At 63.6% G+C, this 17,132-nt stretch carries 13 protein-coding genes and 1 pseudogene; all 14 read right to left on the bottom strand.

Annotated elements, in window-relative coordinates; all coding sequences use genetic code 11:
* Nucleotides 1-151 precede the first annotated feature (151 nt).
* Nucleotides 152-1,861, bottom strand: coding sequence for an APC family permease (locus HB777_19965; GenBank protein ID QND65955.1), 1,710 nt, complete (start codon nt 1,859-1,861; stop codon nt 152-154).
* Nucleotides 1,862-2,116: 255 nt separating this feature from the next.
* Nucleotides 2,117-4,487, bottom strand: a pseudogene (locus HB777_19960) (DUF1989 domain-containing protein).
* Nucleotides 4,488-4,850: 363 nt separating this feature from the next.
* Nucleotides 4,851-5,480, bottom strand: a complete 630-nt coding sequence (locus HB777_19955; protein QND65954.1) for a sarcosine oxidase subunit gamma — start codon at nt 5,478-5,480, stop codon at nt 4,851-4,853.
* Nucleotides 5,473-8,454 (bottom strand): sarcosine oxidase subunit alpha, encoded by a 2,982-nt coding sequence (locus tag HB777_19950; protein QND65953.1) that lies wholly within the window; start codon nt 8,452-8,454, stop codon nt 5,473-5,475. The genes HB777_19955 and HB777_19950 overlap by 8 nt, the downstream gene beginning before the upstream one ends.
* The gene (locus HB777_19945; GenBank protein ID QND65952.1) at nt 8,454-8,729 is read right to left on the bottom strand and encodes a sarcosine oxidase subunit delta family protein; all 276 of its coding nucleotides are present in this window, start codon (nt 8,727-8,729) and stop codon (nt 8,454-8,456) included. Before HB777_19945 ends, HB777_19950 begins: the two co-directional genes overlap by 1 nt.
* Nucleotides 8,730-8,746: 17 nt before the next feature.
* A complete protein-coding gene (locus HB777_19940; GenBank protein ID QND65951.1) occupies nt 8,747-10,000 on the bottom strand; it encodes a sarcosine oxidase subunit beta family protein in 1,254 nt (417 codons plus the stop codon).
* A 36-nt stretch (nt 10,001-10,036) separates the two neighbouring features.
* The gene (glnT, locus tag HB777_19935) at nt 10,037-11,344 is read right to left on the bottom strand and encodes a type III glutamate--ammonia ligase (protein QND65950.1); all 1,308 of its coding nucleotides are present in this window, start codon (nt 11,342-11,344) and stop codon (nt 10,037-10,039) included.
* A 62-nt stretch (nt 11,345-11,406) separates the two neighbouring features.
* Nucleotides 11,407-12,735 (bottom strand): FMN-binding glutamate synthase family protein, encoded by a 1,329-nt coding sequence (locus tag HB777_19930; protein QND65949.1) that lies wholly within the window; start codon nt 12,733-12,735, stop codon nt 11,407-11,409.
* A 6-nt stretch (nt 12,736-12,741) separates the two neighbouring features.
* Nucleotides 12,742-13,470: a protein GlxC gene (locus tag HB777_19925; GenBank protein ID QND65948.1), complete on the bottom strand. Its 729-nt coding sequence runs from the start codon at nt 13,468-13,470 to the stop codon at nt 12,742-12,744.
* Nucleotides 13,471-13,474: 4 nt separating this feature from the next.
* Entirely contained in the window at nt 13,475-14,371 is an 897-nt protein-coding gene (locus HB777_19920) for a glutamine amidotransferase family protein (protein QND65947.1), read from the bottom strand.
* A gap of 104 nt (nt 14,372-14,475) precedes the next feature.
* Complete coding sequence (locus HB777_19915) at nt 14,476-14,799, bottom strand: hypothetical protein (protein ID QND65946.1); 324 nt, start codon at nt 14,797-14,799, stop codon at nt 14,476-14,478.
* Nucleotides 14,796-15,485 carry a hypothetical protein gene (locus HB777_19910; GenBank protein QND65945.1) on the bottom strand — a complete coding sequence of 230 codons (690 nt, stop codon included), beginning with the start codon at nt 15,483-15,485 and terminating at the stop codon, nt 14,796-14,798. Before HB777_19910 ends, HB777_19915 begins: the two co-directional genes overlap by 4 nt.
* A 45-nt stretch (nt 15,486-15,530) precedes the next feature.
* A complete protein-coding gene (locus tag HB777_19905; GenBank protein QND65944.1) occupies nt 15,531-16,925 on the bottom strand; it encodes an amino acid permease in 1,395 nt (464 codons plus the stop codon).
* Nucleotides 16,926-16,939: 14 nt separating this feature from the next.
* Nucleotides 16,940-17,101, bottom strand: coding sequence for a hypothetical protein (locus HB777_19900; protein ID QND65943.1), 162 nt, complete (start codon nt 17,099-17,101; stop codon nt 16,940-16,942).
* Nucleotides 17,102-17,132 lie beyond the last annotated feature (31 nt).

Raw genomic sequence — 17,132 nt, 5'->3', positions numbered from 1 at the left:
GTACAACAAGCATATTCGCACGACTGACGGAACGCAATGGACCTGACACCGGCCGCAGCGAAAAAGCCCACCCCGACAGTATCGGAGTGGGCTTCAGCCGGGAGGCTCGGGTCGAGCGCGACGACACGCGCTCGGCCCCTTCAGTTTGCCGTCAGATGACGAAGAACCAGTTTGCGAGCAGCATCACCACGACGCCGGCGACCAGCGTCAGGTAGGGCAGCATGCCTGCCTTCTTGACCGCCAGATCCGACGAGCTCATGCCGAGATCGGCCAGCATATGGTCGGGGAACTTGCCCTTGTCCTGGATGTAATGGCGGAAGCAGAACACCGGGATGATCAAGGCCGCGGTGATCAGCCCGGCCCACAGCGCCATCGGGTTCCACACCTTGGCGCCGGCGCCCATGAAGATGGCGTTGACATAGGCGAAGATCGCTCCGATCCCCAGCAGCCAGGTCGGCGCCTTCCATGGCCGGGCGATATGGCCGTTGTCCATGCGGTGGATCCAGCCGGCGTTGAGGTTGAGGAAGTTGAAGATGATGTAGCCGCAGTTCGACACGGCGAGGATGAAGAAGAAGCTCGTCGCGTCGGCCGAGGCTATAGCCAGCACGATCAGGTTGAAGACCAGATCGGTCCACATTGCCCGCGTCGGCGCGCCATGTTCGTTGACATGGCTGAGATAGCGCGGCAGCCAGCCATCGACCGAGCCCTGGTAGAGCGTACGCGAGGAACCGGCCATGGCGGTCATGATGCACAGCACCAAGGCCAGGATCATCAGCATCACCAAGAGGCTGTGGATCAGTGCGCCGCCGCCGACCATGCCGGCCAGTGCGTCGGCGACACCGGAGCCGTCGACGATTGGCGTCGCCAGCATGCCGTTGAGGCCAAGCACGCCCTGGAAGGTGAAAGGCACCAGGATGAACAGCAGCATGCACAGCAGGCCGGAATAGAAGATGGCCTTGAACGTGTCGGTGCCCGGGTTCTTGAACTCCGAGGTGTAGCAGACGGCGGTCTCGAAACCGTAGGTCGACCATGCGGCGATGAACATGCCGCCAAGCACCAGTGTCCAGCCGGCGATGTTCCAGGCGCCGGGCTCAGGCGCGTAGGCGGCGGCCAGCGGCACCAGCGGCGAGAAATTCGCCCAGTTGATCTGGCCGGTGATGATCGGCACGACGCCGACGATCAGCATCGGGATGATGACCAGCAGGCCGATATATTTCTGCACATTGGCCGTGCCGAGGATGCCGCGATGCTGGATGGCGAAGATGATCAGCATCAGCACCGCGCCGATGAAGAAGGTCGCGTTGAACGTGAACGAGACCGGTCCCAGCGTGTGGCTGTAAAGCGTCCAGTTGCGGATCGCCGGCGTTGCCGCGGCGGTCACCGCCGTGATGGCGTCGGCGGCACTGGTTCCGGCGTGCGCGGCGATATAGGCGACGACATCCGGCGAGGCATCGGTGAACAGCGGCACCGGCGCCAGCGCGTTGAGGATATAGGCGGCGGCGATCGAGCAGCCGAGCGACAGCACCGGCGACCAGGCGAACCAGTTGCACCACACCGACAGCGGCGCGATGAACTTGGAATAACGCAGCCAAGCGGTGGCGCCGTAGATCGAGGCGCCGCCCGACTTGTTCGGGAACAGGCCGGCGATCTCGGCATAGGTGAAGGATTGCAGGAAGCCCATGATCATGGAGGCGATCCAGATCCCGAAGGCCAGCGTGCCGGTCGTGCCGGCAATGCCGCCGATCGAAAACAGGACGAGGGCAGGAACGCCGCTCGCCACCCAGAAGGCGCCGCGCCAGTCGATATTCCGGTGCAGCTTGCTTTCGGCAGGCTGCTCCAGTGCAGTCGCTATTGTGCTCATGTGTCTTTGTTCCCCATTTTGATGTTCCCCGTTCGTGACGGCCGCGACTTCGCGAGGCTTCATCATCGACGCATGCTTTGAGCGGCTGCCGGTGTTTCCACTCAGTCGCATTTTTTTCTTAACAGTGAAGATTGATCCGGCGCGCTTTCAGGTCAAGCGTTTTGTGAAGCCGTGCACATCACGCTTGCGAGCGCACCGACTTACACACTCGGCGACGTCGCCGACCGACCGGTCTGTTCGTCGCGAAAACGGCCATCAGGAGCGCGGTTTGGTCTTCTGCGGATCGTAATGCGCAAACGCAACGACGCGCGCCGGCAGCCGCTTGGCATGGCCGTCGAGCTTGCCGATCTCGACCTCGGAACCGACAGCGGCGTGGGTGACGTCGAGCCTGGCCAGCGCGATGGTCTTGTTCAGCGCTGGCGAGCGCATGCCTGATGTGACCACGCCGATCTGGGCGCGGCCGACATGGACGCAGTCGCCATGGTCGACCGCGACATTGGCGTCGATGTCGAGACCGACCAGCTTTGTCTGCGGGTGCTCCTTGCGCCGGATCAGCGCCGCGCGGCCGATGAAATCGTCGGTCTTGGTCTTCAACGGTACGGTGAAGCCGATACCCGCCTCGAACGGATCGGTCTGGTCGGAAAATTCGTAACCGGCGAAGATCAGCCCGGCCTCGATGCGCACCATGTCGAGCGCCTGCAGCCCCATCGGCTTCAGGCCATGCGGCTGGCCGGCTTCCCAGATGGCGTCGAACACCTTTTCGGCGTCGCGCGGATGGCACCAGATCTCGTAGCCGAGTTCGCCGGTATAGCCGGTGCGCGAGACGACGACCGGAATGCCGTTGCCGCCGCCGATGCGCGCCACCGCAAAGCGGAACCATTCGAGTTCATCGATCGACGGCTGCAGCGGCGAGGTCCAGATCACTTCCCTGAGGATGTCGCGGCTCTTTGGTCCCTGCACGGCGACATTGTGCATCTGGTCGGTGGAGGAACGCACCAGCACGTTGAGGCCGAGTTTCGCTGCCGTCTCGCGCAGCCATTCGCCGGACAGATCATCGCCGCCGACCCAGCGGAAATTGTCCTGGCCCAGCCGCAGCAGCGTACCGTCGTCGATCATGCCGCCATGCTCGTAGCACATGGCCGAATAGACCACCTGGCCGACGCCGAGCTTCTTGACGTCGCGGGTCAGCGTGTACTGCAGCAGCGCTTCCGAATCCGGACCGGTGATCTCGAATTTGCGCAGCGGCGACAGGTCCATGATGACGGCGTCCTGCCGGCAGGCCCAATATTCGGCGATCGGCCCGTCCTTGGCGAAGGCATTGGCGAGCCAATAGCCCCGGTACTCGGCGAAGTTGCGGGTGTGCTTGGCAAAGCTCGAATGAAATGAAGTCTCGCGGGTCATTTTCGGTTCCGAGATCGGGCGTCATGCGTCTGGCGATCGCTCGCGAGAATTTGTGCTGGCCGGAATAGGTCCGCACATGGATGTCGGTCGGGTTCCAGCCATTGGCCGGCGTCGTGTCGTCGGGGCAGGCGGAGGACACGCAGACGATGTCGGTGAGTGCCCTGAGCAACACATAGTCGCCCGGCCGCGACCATGGCTCGTCGGACACCATGACGCCATGCGCGTCGATCGCCGTGTTGAAAAAGAAGTTGATCGCCATCCAGCCGGCGCGTGGCGTGACGCCCTTGTCGGCCAGCGCGCGGTTGAAATTCTCCGAGCAGTTGGTGTGGCCGGGATAGCCGATGTCGTCGTAATATTTGGCGGCGCAAGCGAGCGCGAAGGCGTCGTGCCGGCCGCAGGTATCCTGTACCACCTCGACCAGTGGCTCCATGTCCTGGTCATAATATTTCGAATGCAAGCCGGGCACCGGGTAGCTCGCACCCATCAGCGTCCGGGTCGTCGTCACGTCGAGCGGATGGTCGCGGCCCTTGTCCAGCTTGCGCGCCGAAAAGCACTGGAAGTCGGTGCACTGGCGTCCGTCGACATCAATGATCTGCAGATAGTCGCCCGCCCTAACGAAATAGGATTCCGCCGTCGCCGAGTGAACACGCAAATCGAGCACCGGGTCGGCAAGCGGGTCGGCCAACTGCGACTTCGTCGCCGGGCGGATCGTGGCGCGGCGAACGATGATCGTGAGTGGCGTCGCTGTGTCGTGACCGTAAACCAGCATCGGTCCGCCGGGGGCCGCAATCAGCATCGCGCCATCTCGCGCGACGGTGAAAGCCTGCTCGGTTCCGGCCGGCGTCGCGCCGCCGAAGACGCGCACCGCCTTGGCATGGTCAAGCTGTACCTGCCGCCGAGCGAGCCCGCGGCGCAGGGATGCGAGACTGTCGTCGCCCTCGACCAACAGCGCCTTGATGCCGGCGGCATTGCTGTTCGGTGTTTCACCAAGGATGCCAGGATCGGTCGCGCCGGTCTTGTCCCAGGCCAGAATTTCGCAGGCCTGACCACCCTCGACATTGCGCACGGTGATCGTGTCGCCGGCCTCGATCTCGATGAGAACCGCGCCGTTGCCCTGGATCGTGTAGCGCTCCATGCCGGGCGGCAGCGCGATCTGGCCGGGCCTCAGGATGAGGCTCGGCCGGGGCGGTCCGGCTGCAATTGCGGGGTAGGGCGACTGGCTCATCTCAGCCTTGCGGTTCGAGAAACAAGTTTGCCTGTACGTGAAATTATTTTAGCAGCAAGAATAGCAGTGCGGTCGGGTTTGGCAAGGCGAAGGTGGCATTTCGGACGCAGTCGCTTCAGGTTGAATTTCGTCGATCAGCCTTGTCTCCGAACGTCAGCGCTGCCCCTCATCTGGCTGCCGCCATCTTCTCCCCGTAAACGGGGCGAAGGACGCTCGTCGCCGATTTCGCCAAGTGCCGACGCTAAAGAGATGGCGCGGCATTGCGGCCAGCGTCTTTCGCCCCGTTTACGGGGAGAAATGCCCGGCAGGGCAATGAGGGGCAGCGCCGAGATTCAAAATTGGCTTCTCCGGTGAGCGTCGAAACTAACCCAGTTCCTCGGAATGGCTGATGTCGACACCGTATTCGGCGGCCGCATCGAGCATCGTGTGCCACAGGCTTTCGGCGAAGGTCGCAAATACCAGAAGATTGAACACCGCCTTTCCGTCCGGTCTGTCTCTGCCGCGCCAGAGCGTGACGCTGGTGTGATCCATCGACGTTGCGGCTGCAGCGCCGATAGGGAACGCTGTGGCATGCAGATCGATCGACGACAGCTTGGCCAGGATCGTCCGCGCCCTGGCTCCGGAAATGCTGATCAGCACGCGCGCGTGCGATTGATCGGACAGTGAGGCAGGCCCGGACAATGCCGGCACCAGCGTTGGCATCGTGTGCTTGCCGCCCTTCGACAAGACGAAGAACTGGTCCGGACCCGAACAGATCAGGGTAGCGTCCGAGGCCAGGATCGCCTTCGGCGCATTCGGAGCCGCCACGCCGAAACGGGCCTTGGCCGCCTTTGCCAGTTCGGCCGCTTTGCCGCGCCGCGCCATCACCTGGACGAGGTCGAAATTGCGAATCTCGGTCAGCGAGACGCCGGCCTCGATACCGCGTGCACCATGCGCGCCTGTGACCAGCGCCTTTTCAAGGGGACTGCGAGGGACCCAGGAAAAATCAACCACGCTGGCGCCCTCCATCCGGATCGTAGAAGACGGGATTGCAGAGTTCGACGTCATAGTCTTCGCCGCGCAATGGATCATGCGCATGGACGATCTCGCCGATGCGTTCGCGGCCGTGTTCGACCAGCGCCAACCCGATCCACTGATCCAACGTCGGCGAGAAGCAGACCGAAGTGACATAGCCCTGGTCATTGCCTGGGCCGGGTGTCTGCCCCTTCGGAATGATGTGCGCGCCGGAGCGCAGGCGGCGCGCCTTGTCGACCGGCTTGATGCCGACAACGACCTGGCGATTCGGCGCGACCAGCGCCTCGCGGCCGGCCATGACGCGGCCGATATAATCCTTCTTGGTCGACATCATTTTGCCCAGGCCAAGATCGGCCGCCGTCGTCGTGCCGCTCAGTTCCGGTCCGGCGATGTGGCCCTTTTCGACGCGCATGACGCCGAGCGCCTCGGTGCCGTAAGGTGTCACGCCGAATGGCGCCCCAGCCAGCATCAGATTGCGCGCCATGGCGTCGCCAAAGCGCGCCGGCACTGAAATCTCGAAGGCCATTTCGCCGGAGAATGAGATGCGGAACAGCCGCGCCTTGAGGCCGCCGCGCAACGTCACTTCGCGCGCGCCCATGAACGGAAAACCTTCGTTCGACAGGTCCTCCGCCGGATCGACGATTTCCCTGAGCAGGTCTCGCGTTTTCGGGCCGGCAATCGAGAATTGTGCCCACTGGTCGGAGACAGAAGTCAACTGCACGTCGAGCTCCGGGAACAGAACCTGCCGGCAGAATTCGAGATGCTGCATCACCAGCCCGGCCTTGGCCGTGGTGGTGGTCAGAAAATAATGATCCTCGGCCAGCCGCGACGTCGTGCCGTCGTCATAGACGATGCCGTCCTCGCGCAGCATCAGCCCATATCGCGCCTTGCCGACAGCAAGACCGGAGAAGGTGTTGATGTAGACGCGGTCGAGGAAGGCGCCGGCATCGGGGCCGTGCACGTCGATCTTGCCGAGCGTCGAGACATCGCAGAAGCCGACGCCGCCGCGCACCGCCTTGACCTCGCGGGTCACTGATTCCAGCCAGTCCTTCTCGCCGGCGCGCGGATACCATTGCGCCCGTTTCCACAGGCCTGTGTCGACGAAGATCGCACCCTGTTCCACAGCCCAGTGGTGCGATGGCGTCAGCCTGGTCGCATGGAAAGTCTCGTCGCGATGATGGCCGGCGAAGGCGCCGATGGCGACGGGCACGTAAGGAGGCCGGTAGATCGTCGTGCCGGTCTCAGGGATCGACCGGCCGCTCACCGCCGCCATGATGGCGAGGCCGGCGACATTCGAGGTCTTGCCCTGGTCGGTGGCCATGCCGAGCGTCGTGTAACGCTTCAGATGCTCGACCGATTCAAAGCCTTCGCGCTGCGCCAGTTCGATGTCGGAGGCGGTGACATCGTGCTGGTAATCGACAAAGGCTTTTCCCTTGCCGGCGACATGCCAGAGCGGCGTCAGCGAAAAAGCCTCGTCGTCGGCGACAGGTGCTGTGCCCACAGTGCCATTGTGCCCCGCGTCACGCGCGGCGGCCGTGCCGGCGGCAAATCCCTGGCTCAGGCAGGCGCCGAGCCCGAAATCGCCATTGGCGGCACCCGCGGCAACCATGCCTGGAGGGGCGCCATCCGGCACGAAGGCAGCAATGTCGTCACGCCATTTCGGCCGGCCACGATGGAAGGAGGTCAGTCCGACGGCCGGGTTCCAACCGCCGGAAACGGCGAGGCCGTCCGCTTCGACCTCGGCGCGTGCGCCGCCGGTCAGCGACACCGCGATTTTCCTGACACCGTCCTTGCCGCCGTCGACACCGCTGACGGAACCGTGCAGCACCGGGAAGCCGCCCTTGGAGGCCAGCGAACGATGCGCCGGCGACACGTCAGGCCGTGCATCGATGACCGCCGCGATCTGCAAGCCGGCACTGAGTGCGGTCTCGACCGTGCGCCAGCCATCCTCATTGTTGGTGAACAGCGCGAGGCGCTTTGCCGGTGTCGCTGCATAGCGCGCGACATAGGTCCGCATGGCGGAGGCCATCATCACGCCGGGTGTGTCGTTGCCGGCAAAGACGATAGGCCGTTCGATGGCGCCGGCCGCGACCACACAACGTTTGGCCACGATCCGCCACAGCCGCTGGCGTACCTGATGCTCGGGCGGTGAGGGCAGATGGTCGCTGACCCGCTCAATCGCGCCATAGGTGCCGCCATCGTAGACGCCGAACAGCGTCGTGCGGGTCATGATGCGGACGTCGGGCATGTCAGCCAGTTCAGCCAGCGTCCGCGACAGCCATTCGGCTGCCGGCACACCATCGATCATGCCGCCATCCGACAGCAAGCGGCCACCGAGCGTGAAATCTTCCTCGCACAGGATGACGCGGCCGCCAGCGCGGCCGGCCGCCAATGCTGCCGCCAGCCCGGCCGGGCCGGAGCCGGCGATCAGCACATCGCAATGCGCCCATGCCTTGTCGTAGTGGTCGGGATCAGCGACGCCGGCGGCGCGGCCAAGGCCGGCGGCGCGGCGTATCGCCGGCTCGTAGATCGCTTCCCAGAATTTCGCCGGCCACATAAAGGTCTTGTAGTAGAAGCCGGCAACGAAGATCGGCGCGAACAGCTGGTTGACCGACATCACGTCATGGCGCAGCGACGGCCAGCGGTTCTGGCTGGCGGCCTCCAGCCCTTCATAGAGCTCCGCCGTCGTCGCCTTGGTGTTCGGTTCGCGCCTTGCGCCGCTGCGCAACTCGACCAGCGCGTTGGGTTCTTCCGAACCGGATGTCAGGATGCCGCGCGGGCGATGGTATTTGAACGAGCGGCCGACCAGCTTGACGCCATTGGCGATCAGCGCCGAGGCGAGCGTGTCGCCCTGGAAGCCGGAGAAAGCCTTGCCGTCGAAACGGAAGTTCAGCGGTGCCGAGCGGTCGACAAGGCCGCCATTGCCGAGCCGGTGTGTCTGCGCGCCGGCCATCACGCACCAACCTTCGTAGCGCCGGCGCCCGCCGCCGGCTCAACCGACGAAATTTCGTGCGTCAGCGTGTTGCGGGTGACCTTCAGCCAGGCTCGGCAACCGCCGCCATGGTACCAGTATTCGCTGGTCTGCCCGGCAACGTTGTCGCGCAGATAGACATAGTCGAAGACCTCGTCTTCCGAGGCGCCGGCTTCGGGCCGCACCGGCTTGGCGTCGCCGAGATAGGTGAATTCGCCGAGTTCGCGTTCACCGCAGAAGGGACAGACAATGCGCATGCTGTTCTAGACCGCCTTCAATGCAGGTTCGGTTGGGCGCCCTGGCCCTTTTCGTCGATCATGGCGCCAGTCCGGAAGCGGTCGAGGCGGAACCGTGCCGCCTCTTCGTGCGGGACATCGCGGGCCAGAAGATGGGCAAACACGAAACCGGAGCCCGGCGTCGCCTTGAAGCCGCCATAGCACCAGCCGGCGTTGAGATAGAGCCCGTCGACCGGCGTCTTGTCGATGATCGGCGAACCGTCCATCGACATGTCCATGATGCCACCCCACTGGCGCAGCAGCCGCACGCGGCCGATCATCGGCATCAGCGCCATGCCGCCCTCGCAGACGTCTTCCATCACAGGCATGTTGCCGCGCTGGGCATAGGAATTGTAGCCGTCTATGTCGCCGCCGAAGACCAGGCCGCCCTTGTCGGACTGGCTAACGTAGAAATGACCGGCGCCGAAGGTCATGACACCAGGGATGAGCGGCTTGATCGCCTCGGAAACAAAGGCCTGCAGCACATGGCTTTCTATCGGCAGGCGCAGACCGGCCATCGCCGCCACGCGCGACGAACTGCCGGCGACCGCCATGCCGACCTTGCCGGCGCCGATCTTGCCGCGCGAGGTCTCGACGCCGGTCACCTTGCCATTGGCCTCCCTGACGAAGCCGGTGACTTCACAATTCTGGATGATGTCGACGCCGAGCGCGCTCGCTGCGTGCGCGTAGCCCCAGACCACCGCATCGTGACGCGCCGTGCCGCCGCGCCGCTGCAAGAGCCCGCCTTGCACGGGAAAGCGCGCATTGTCGAAATTCAGGAACGGTATCATTTTCCTGACCGCGGCGAGGTCGAGCAGTTCGGCGTCGATGCCGTTGATCCGCATGGTGTTGCCGCGCCGCGCATAGGCGTCGCGCTGTGCGTCGGAGTGGTAGAGGTTGATGACGCCGCGCTGGCTGACCATCGCATTGTAGTTGAGGTCCTGCTCCATCCGCTCCCACAGCTTCATCGACAATTCGTAGAAGCCGGTGTTGCCGGGCAAGCCGTAATTGGAGCGGATGATGGTGGTGTTGCGGCCGGCATTGCCGGAGCCGATCCAGCCTTTTTCGAGCACGGCGACATTCTTGATGCCGTACTCGCTGGCGAGGAACCATGCGGTGGCAAGCCCGTGGCCGCCGCCGCCGATGATCACCACGTCGTAGCGATCCTTCGGCGTGGCGTCGCGCCAAGTGCGCTGCCAGTTCTTGTGGCCGGACAGGGCGGCGCGGGCGAGCGAGAAGATAGAATATTTCATCAGTTCATTCCGAGGTCGCTCGCGTCGCGCTGGTGGTCAGATATCCAGCGTGTGGTCGCGCTCCCATTGCGTGAAGTGCGAAGCATAGGAATTCCATTCCTGGTGCTTCAGCTTTAGGTAGGCCGACGAGAATTCCTCACCAAGCGCCGCCTTGAGCGATTTGTCCTTGTCGAACTCGCGCAAGGCGTCGAGCAGGTTGAGCGGCAGCTTGGGCGCGCCCTTCACCGTATGGCCATGCTGGTACATGTCGATGTCATAGCGCTTGCCGGGATCGGCCTTCGAGCGGATGCCGTCGAGCCCGGCCGCGATGATGACCGCCTGAAGGAGATAGGGGTTGGCAGCACCATCCGGCAGGCGCAGCTCGAAGCGGCCGGGGCCGGGCACGCGCACCATGTGGGTGCGGTTGTTGCCGGTCCAGGTCACCGTGTTCGGCGCCCAGGTCGCGCCCGAAATGGTGCGCGGCGCATTGATGCGCTTGTAGGAATTGACCGTCGGGTTGGTGATGGCGGCCAGCGCGGAGGCATGCTTCATGATGCCGCCGAGGAAATTCCTGCCCTTGGCCGAGAGGCCGAGTTCCATCGCATTGTCGGCGAAGACGTTGGTCTCGCCGGCCTTGTCCCACACCGAGATATGGGCATGGCAGCCATTGCCGGTCAGGCCCTGGAAGGGTTTGGGCATGAAGGTCGCGCGCAGGCCATGCTTCTCGGCGATCGACTTGACCATGAACTTGAAGAAGGAGTGCTTGTCGGCGGTCGCCAGCGCGTCGTCGAAGGCCCAGTTCATCTCGAACTGGCCGTTGGCGTCCTCGTGGTCGTTCTGGTAGGCGCCCCAGCCGAGCGCCAGCATGTGGTCGCAGATCTCGGCGATGACGTCGTAGCGCCGCATCACCGCTTGCTGATCGTAGCAGGGCTTCGAGGCCGTGTCGTATTCGTCGGAAATCGTCTTGCCGTCCGGCGAGATCAGGAAGAACTCGGCCTCGACGCCGGTCTTGACGTGCATGCCGTCGCTGGCGGCTTCCGCGATCAGCCGCTTCAGCGTGTTGCGCGGCGCCTGGTCGACCTCCTTGTCGTCCATGATGCAGTTGGCGGCCACCCAGGCCACTTCCGGTTTCCACGGCAGCTGGATCACCGAATCCGGATCCGGCACCGCCAGCATGTCGGGATGTGCCGGCGTCAGATCCAGCCAGGTGGCGAAACCGGCAAAACCGGCACCGTCCTTCTGCATGTCGGCGATTGCCTGTGCCGGCACCAGCTTGGCACGCTGGCCACTGAACAGGTCAGTGTAGGAAATCATGAAATATTTGACGTTTTTCGCCCTTGCGAATTCTGCAAGATCAACTGTCACGGAAGTTCCCCATTTTTTGTCGATTGTGGCCCCAGAGCGTGTGGGCTTCGGCCCTTCGTTGATTAGAAGCCGTTCTTCCCCGGTATCCAGTTGGTGCCGGCCAGCGGCACGCCGGCCATGGCGGCTGCCTCGATCGTCAGCGCGACGAGGTCCTCGGGTTCGAGATTGTGCAGGCTGTTCTTGCCGCAGGCACGCGCTATGGTTTGCGCTTCCAGCGTCATCACCTTGAGGTAGTTCGCCAGCCGGCGTCCGGCGGCCACCGGGTCGACCCGCTTCATCAATTCGGGGTCCTGCGTGGTGATGCCGGCCGGATCGCGGCCCTCGTGCCAGTCGTCATAGGCGCCGGCCGTGGTGCCGAGCTCGTTATACTCCGCCTCCCAGCGGGGATCGTTGTCGCCGAGCGCGACGAGGGCGGCCGTGCCGATCGAGACCGCGTCGACGCCGAGCGCCAGCGCCTTGGCGACATCGGCGCCGTTGCGGATACCGCCGGAGACGATCAGCTGCACCTTGCGGTGCATGCCCAAGTCTTGCAGCGCCTGCACCGCCGGCCTGATGCAGGCAAGCGTCGGCATACCGACATTTTCGATGAACACTTCCTGGGTTGCCGCGGTGCCGCCCTGCATGCCGTCGACGACGACGACATCGGCGCCGGCCTTCACGGCAAGCGCTGTGTCATAATAGGGGCGGGCGCCGCCGACCTTGACGTAGATCGGCTTTTCCCAGTCGGTGATTTCGCGCAGTTCGAGGATCTTGATCTCGAGATCGTCGGGTCCGGTCCAGTCGGGATGGCGCGAGGCCGAGCGCTGGTCGATGCCCTTTGGCAGCGTGCGCATTTCAGCGACACGGTCGGAAATCTTCTGGCCAAGCAGCATGCCGCCGCCGCCCGGCTTGGCGCCCTGGCCGACGACGACTTCGATCGCATCGGCGCGGCGCAAATCGCGCAGGTTCATGCCATAGCGCGACGGCAGATATTGATAGACCAGTTGCTTGGAATGGCCGCGCTCTTCCTCGGTCATGCCGCCGTCGCCGGTGGTGGTCGAGGTGCCCGACAGGGTCGCGCCACGTCCGAGGGCTTCCTTGGCCGGGCCCGACAGCGAGCCGAAGCTCATGCCGGCGATGGTGATCGGGATCTTCAGCTCGATCGGCTTCTTGGCATGGCGAGAGCCCAGCACGACTGATGTGTCGCAGCGCTCGCGATAGCCTTCGAGCGGATAGCGCGAGATCGAGGCGCCGAGGAACAGAAGGTCATCGAAATGCGGCAGCTTGCGCTTGGCGCCGGCGCCGCGGATATCATAGATGCCGGTCGCCGCGGCGCGGCGGATCTCGGAAAGCGTGTAGTCGTCGAAGGTCGCGGATTTGCGCGGCGTCGTCGGCGGGTTGCGATAGGTCATGCTGCCTCAATACGCGTCGGCGTTGTCGATATTGAAATTGTAGAGGGTACGCGCCGAGCCATAGCGCTTGAACTCCGACGGCTTGACGCCGGTCACGCCGGCGCGGTCGAGCAGGCCTTGCAGCAATTCCAGATGCTCGGTCCGCATCTCCTTGGCGATGCAGTCGGCACCCAGGCTGTCGACCTTGCCGCGCACGAACAGCCGTGCCTCGTAGATGGAGTCGCCCAGCGCGTCGCCGGCATCGCCCAGCACCACCAGATTGCCCGACTGCGCCATGAAGGCCGACATGTGGCCGATATTGCCGTGTACGACGATGTCGATGCCCTTCATCGAAATGCCGCAGCGCGACGAGGCGTTGCCTTCGATGACCAGCAGGCCGCCCTTGCCGGTGGCGCCGGCATATTGGCTGGCGTCGCCTTTGATGGTGATCGAGCCCGACATCATGTTCTCGCCGACGCCGGGGCCTGCCGAACCATGCACGGTAATCGTGCTGCCCGAGTTCATGCCGCCGCAGTAATAGCCAACGCTGCCGCGCACATCGATGGCAACAGGCTGGTCGACGCCGACGGCGACCGAATGGCTGCCTTTCGGGTTCAACACTTCCCATGCCGTTTCATTCGAGCCGGAAGCCAGGTTGTGCAGTGCCTGGTTGAGTTCGCGCAACGACGACACATCGAGATCGAAGACCCGGGAGGCGTGGTCGTGCGCCGTCTTTGAAAGCTTGGTTGCCGGCATGAACTCAATGCTCCCAGAAATAGACGGTTGCGGGCTCGGGTTCCCAGACCCTCGCATTGTCTATGCCGGGCAGTTTGGTGAGCGCGCGATATTCCGAGCCGAAGGCGACATACTGGTCGGTCTCGGCCATCACGGCGGGCTTGCAGGCGATCGGATCGCGCACCACGCCGAAGCCGTTCTTGGTGCCGACGACGAAGGTGAAGAAGCCATCGAGGTCGGAGAGCGTACCTTCCAGCGCCTCGCCGAGATTCTTGCCATGCGCCATCTGCGACGAGAGATAGGCGGCCGCCACTTCGGTGTCGTTCTCGGTCTCGAATTTCATGCCTTCGCGGATCAGCTCGCGGCGGACATTGTTGTGGTTCGACAGCGAGCCATTGTGCACCAGGCACTGGTCGGCGCCGGTCGAGAACGGATGCGCGCCCATCGTCGTCACCGCCGATTCCGTCGCCATGCGGGTATGGCCGATGCCATGCGTGCCGGTCATCTTGCGGACATCGAAGCGATCGACCACCGCCTCGGGCAGGCCGACTTCCTTGTAGATCTCGACCACGTCGCCGGCGCCCATGATGCGGATGTCGGGGCGCAGCGCCTGGATGGTTTCGCGCGCCTCGTCGATCTTGGCGGGCGTGGTCCTGACGACCGCATGGGTGGATTTCACCGCGATCGTCACCGGCGTGCCGATGGCCGTCGCGAGCTCAGCCTCGAGGCCGCGGAAATCGCGGTCGGGCTTGGCCGACTGGATGGTGATCTTGGCCTCATTTTTGGAGGGCGCGCCATAGATGGCGATGCCGGCGCTGTCGGGACCGCGATCGCTGAGCGAGATCAGCATCTGCGACAGCATCGCACCAAGCTGGGGTTCCAGCGACTTGTCCTTCAAAAACAGTCCGACAATTCCACACATGTCAGCCTCCCGGTGTTTTGTAGCGAAGAGATCGTTTGCAGCTAAGAGATGATGTATCGAATGAGTCCCATAAATTCAATCATATGAAAAAAATTTTCCTCTAGTTACGTATGCGGCCCAATGCCGCTCTGCGCACTGTCACCGTCTCGCCGGGCATTGTGAACCCATTTGGCGGTGCGAATGCGGGCGATCTTGTAGGCGTCGAGGATCGACAAGGCATAGATCAGGAACCCGCCGGCGTGACGGCCGACAAAGCTGGCGTCCGGCGGTGCGATCTTGGCTGTCACCCATGCCAGGATCACCATGAAGAAAAGGAACTGCAGGCCGCGCACCGGCACGCCGAGAATGACGTGGCCGCTTGCCGGCAGCACGATTGCAGCGCCGAGAACCAGATAGGGGTTGGTGGGCGCAGTGATGGAATTGGTCATGCGGCCTGCCGTTCGCTTTTGTTGATCGCGTCGCGAAGCGCCGACACCGACACCAGCAGTCTTTCGATCAGCGCGGGGTCGAGTGTGGCGTCGCCAAATTCGGCCTGCCGGAACACGCCATAGCGCGCCCGCTCGGCTTCGGCCAGCAGCCAGACGATGCGTATACCCTTGGGCGTGATCAGCAGTTCCTTGGCGCGCCCTTCGGAGAAGATCTCGATATGGCTGGCGATGAGGCCTTGTGGAAAGCGCGCCGCCCTGCGGTCGGTGCGCAGCACGGCCTCGGCAGGAAATCCCGGCGCCTTGGGCAGCGTATGCTCAAGATGATCGAAATTGGAGAAGGTCGTCGGCGAGCCCGGCCGCATCATCATGTCGAACGTCGCTGGCACCGCGACCTCTTCGATGATCGAAACACTGAGCCAGCGCGCCGGCAGTTTCCGCGTCGCCAGCGTATCGACGATGGTGCGCACCTGGACGCGTTGGCTGTTCCAGGATCCTTCCCAGGTGATGACGCCGGCGGTGCCGTCCGAAACATTGGCTGCGTTGGCGACGACTGTGCGGATGCGGCCCTGCTCGACGGCGAGCGCCATCGATGCCCTGTTGCGACTGGCACGCGCCTGCCAGGCAAGGTGGAGGACGAGAGCCAGGACAATGGCCCCGGCCAGCAGTGCTGATGTCACCTCGGACATTTTCTCATGCCAGGCCCGCCAGGGATCCGGACGGGCCTACTCCCATCAATAACCCTGCGGCTTCGGCCACGGCATGGTGAACTGGTCGCCGCGCCGCACGAATTTGTAGCGATAGAAATGGAACCACAGCGAAATCAGGAAATAGAAGGCGACCATGGCGATCAGCTGCGAGCCGAAGCCGAGGAAGATGGCGAAGAAGGTCACCACGCACAGGCAAAACAGCACGATGGCCGGGATCGGATGGAAGGGGTGCGTGTAGCCTCGCCGAATCGAACCCAGCGGCCACTTCTTGCGGAACATGATGATGTTGATGCTCATGAACGTGTATTGCAGCACGCCCGACAGGATCGAGAAGGTGATCGCCTGGTTGAGGTCGGCGATGAAGGCGAAGGCCAGCGCGATCGGCAACAGGAACAGGATCGAGCGATACGGCGTGCGATACTTCGGATGCACGGCCGAGAACCATGTCGGCAGATAGCGGTCACGGCCGAGCGAGAACCAGGCGCGCGCCGCATCGTTGATGCAGCCATTAGCCGACGCCAGCGCGGCAAGCAGCGTCGCGACGAACAGCAGGTTCTCGAGTAGCGGGCTGCCGGTCAGCTTGCCCGCGTCCCACAGCGGATAATAGGTGATGCCGAGATATTCCCATGGCATCATCGAGGCGCAGACGTACCAGGTCATGGCGGCGGCGATCAAAAGCGTGATCATGCCGGCCATGGTGCCGTAGGGCAGCGAACGCGCCGGCGAGCGCACTTCCTCGGCGGCCTGCGTGGTGCCCTCGATGCCGAGATAATACCAGATGCCGAACTGGAAGGCGGCGATGACGCCGATCCAGCCATAGGGGAGCGCATTGCCGGGAGTGACCAGTTCGTTCAGCTTCAGCACCGCGCCTTGCGTCCACGGGCTGACCGAAAAGAACAGGATGACGATCGAGACATAGGCGATCGCGGTGATGACGAAGTTGACGTTGAGCGTCATCAGCACGCCGCGATAGTTCAGCCACGCCAGAACGACGATGGTTGCGGCGATGAAGGAATTGTGGGTGAGCCCTTCGACCCCCGCCTTGGCGACAATGGTGTCGCCAAGCAGGATGGCGTCGGACACTTCGAGCATCGTGTAGGCAAAGACCAGGAACAGCGCGACATTGAACGCCATGAGCGGTCCGACGATGTGCTTGGCCTGCGCATACTGGCCGCCGGCGGCGGCGACGGTCGATGTGACCTCTGAATCGATCATCGCGACCGAGGTGTAGAGCAATCCGACGACCCAGCAGACGATAAGTGCTGCCAGCGCGCCGCCCTTGTCGGCGGCAAAATTCCAGCCGGTGAATTCGCCGACCAGAACGATGCCGACGCCGAGCGCCCAGACATGGGCGGGGCCAAGCACGCGGAGCAGTGAAACCCTGTCCCCGTGAACTGCCGGTTCAAGTGTGACCGTCATTGTTCAATCCCCACTCAGATCCGGTGTTTTTCGGAAGCGGCTTCAAGCTCGCCTTCGCGCGACGAGGTCAGCACCTCTTCGGAGAAGGTCGTGTCGACCTTGAACCAGTCGTAGAGCATCCACAAAGCGAGCACGATCGAGATGCCCCAGCATGCGTAAGAGAGTGCCACCCACATGATCGTGTCCCCCAACTGCTTGTCGTCAAAA

The sequence above is a fragment of the Mesorhizobium loti genome, assembly GCA_014189435.1.
GTDB classification, from domain to species: Bacteria; Pseudomonadota; Alphaproteobacteria; order Rhizobiales; family Rhizobiaceae; genus Mesorhizobium; species Mesorhizobium loti_G.
This window is presented reverse-complemented; position numbering and strand designations above follow the sequence as displayed.

What these genes read in the sequence shown, in the direction of transcription:
- HB777_19900 (QND65943.1), bottom strand. Translation starts at nt 17,101, where the DNA reads ATGTGGGTGGCACTCTCTTACGCATGCTGGGGCATCTCGATCGTGCTC.
- HB777_19945 (QND65952.1), bottom strand. Translation starts at nt 8,729, where the DNA reads ATGCGCATTGTCTGTCCCTTCTGCGGTGAACGCGAACTCGGCGAATTC.
- HB777_19910 (QND65945.1), bottom strand. Translation starts at nt 15,485, where the DNA reads ATGTCCGAGGTGACATCAGCACTGCTGGCCGGGGCCATTGTCCTGGCT.
- HB777_19965 (QND65955.1), bottom strand. Translation starts at nt 1,861, where the DNA reads ATGAGCACAATAGCGACTGCACTGGAGCAGCCTGCCGAAAGCAAGCTG.
- HB777_19930 (QND65949.1), bottom strand. Translation starts at nt 12,735, where the DNA reads ATGACCTATCGCAACCCGCCGACGACGCCGCGCAAATCCGCGACCTTC.
- HB777_19950 (QND65953.1), bottom strand. Translation starts at nt 8,454, where the DNA reads ATGGCCGGCGCGCAGACACACCGGCTCGGCAATGGCGGCCTTGTCGAC.
- HB777_19915 (QND65946.1), bottom strand. Translation starts at nt 14,799, where the DNA reads ATGACCAATTCCATCACTGCGCCCACCAACCCCTATCTGGTTCTCGGC.
- HB777_19940 (QND65951.1), bottom strand. Translation starts at nt 10,000, where the DNA reads ATGAAATATTCTATCTTCTCGCTCGCCCGCGCCGCCCTGTCCGGCCAC.
- HB777_19920 (QND65947.1), bottom strand. Translation starts at nt 14,371, where the DNA reads ATGTGTGGAATTGTCGGACTGTTTTTGAAGGACAAGTCGCTGGAACCC.
- HB777_19925 (QND65948.1), bottom strand. Translation starts at nt 13,470, where the DNA reads ATGCCGGCAACCAAGCTTTCAAAGACGGCGCACGACCACGCCTCCCGG.
- HB777_19905 (QND65944.1), bottom strand. Translation starts at nt 16,925, where the DNA reads ATGACGGTCACACTTGAACCGGCAGTTCACGGGGACAGGGTTTCACTG.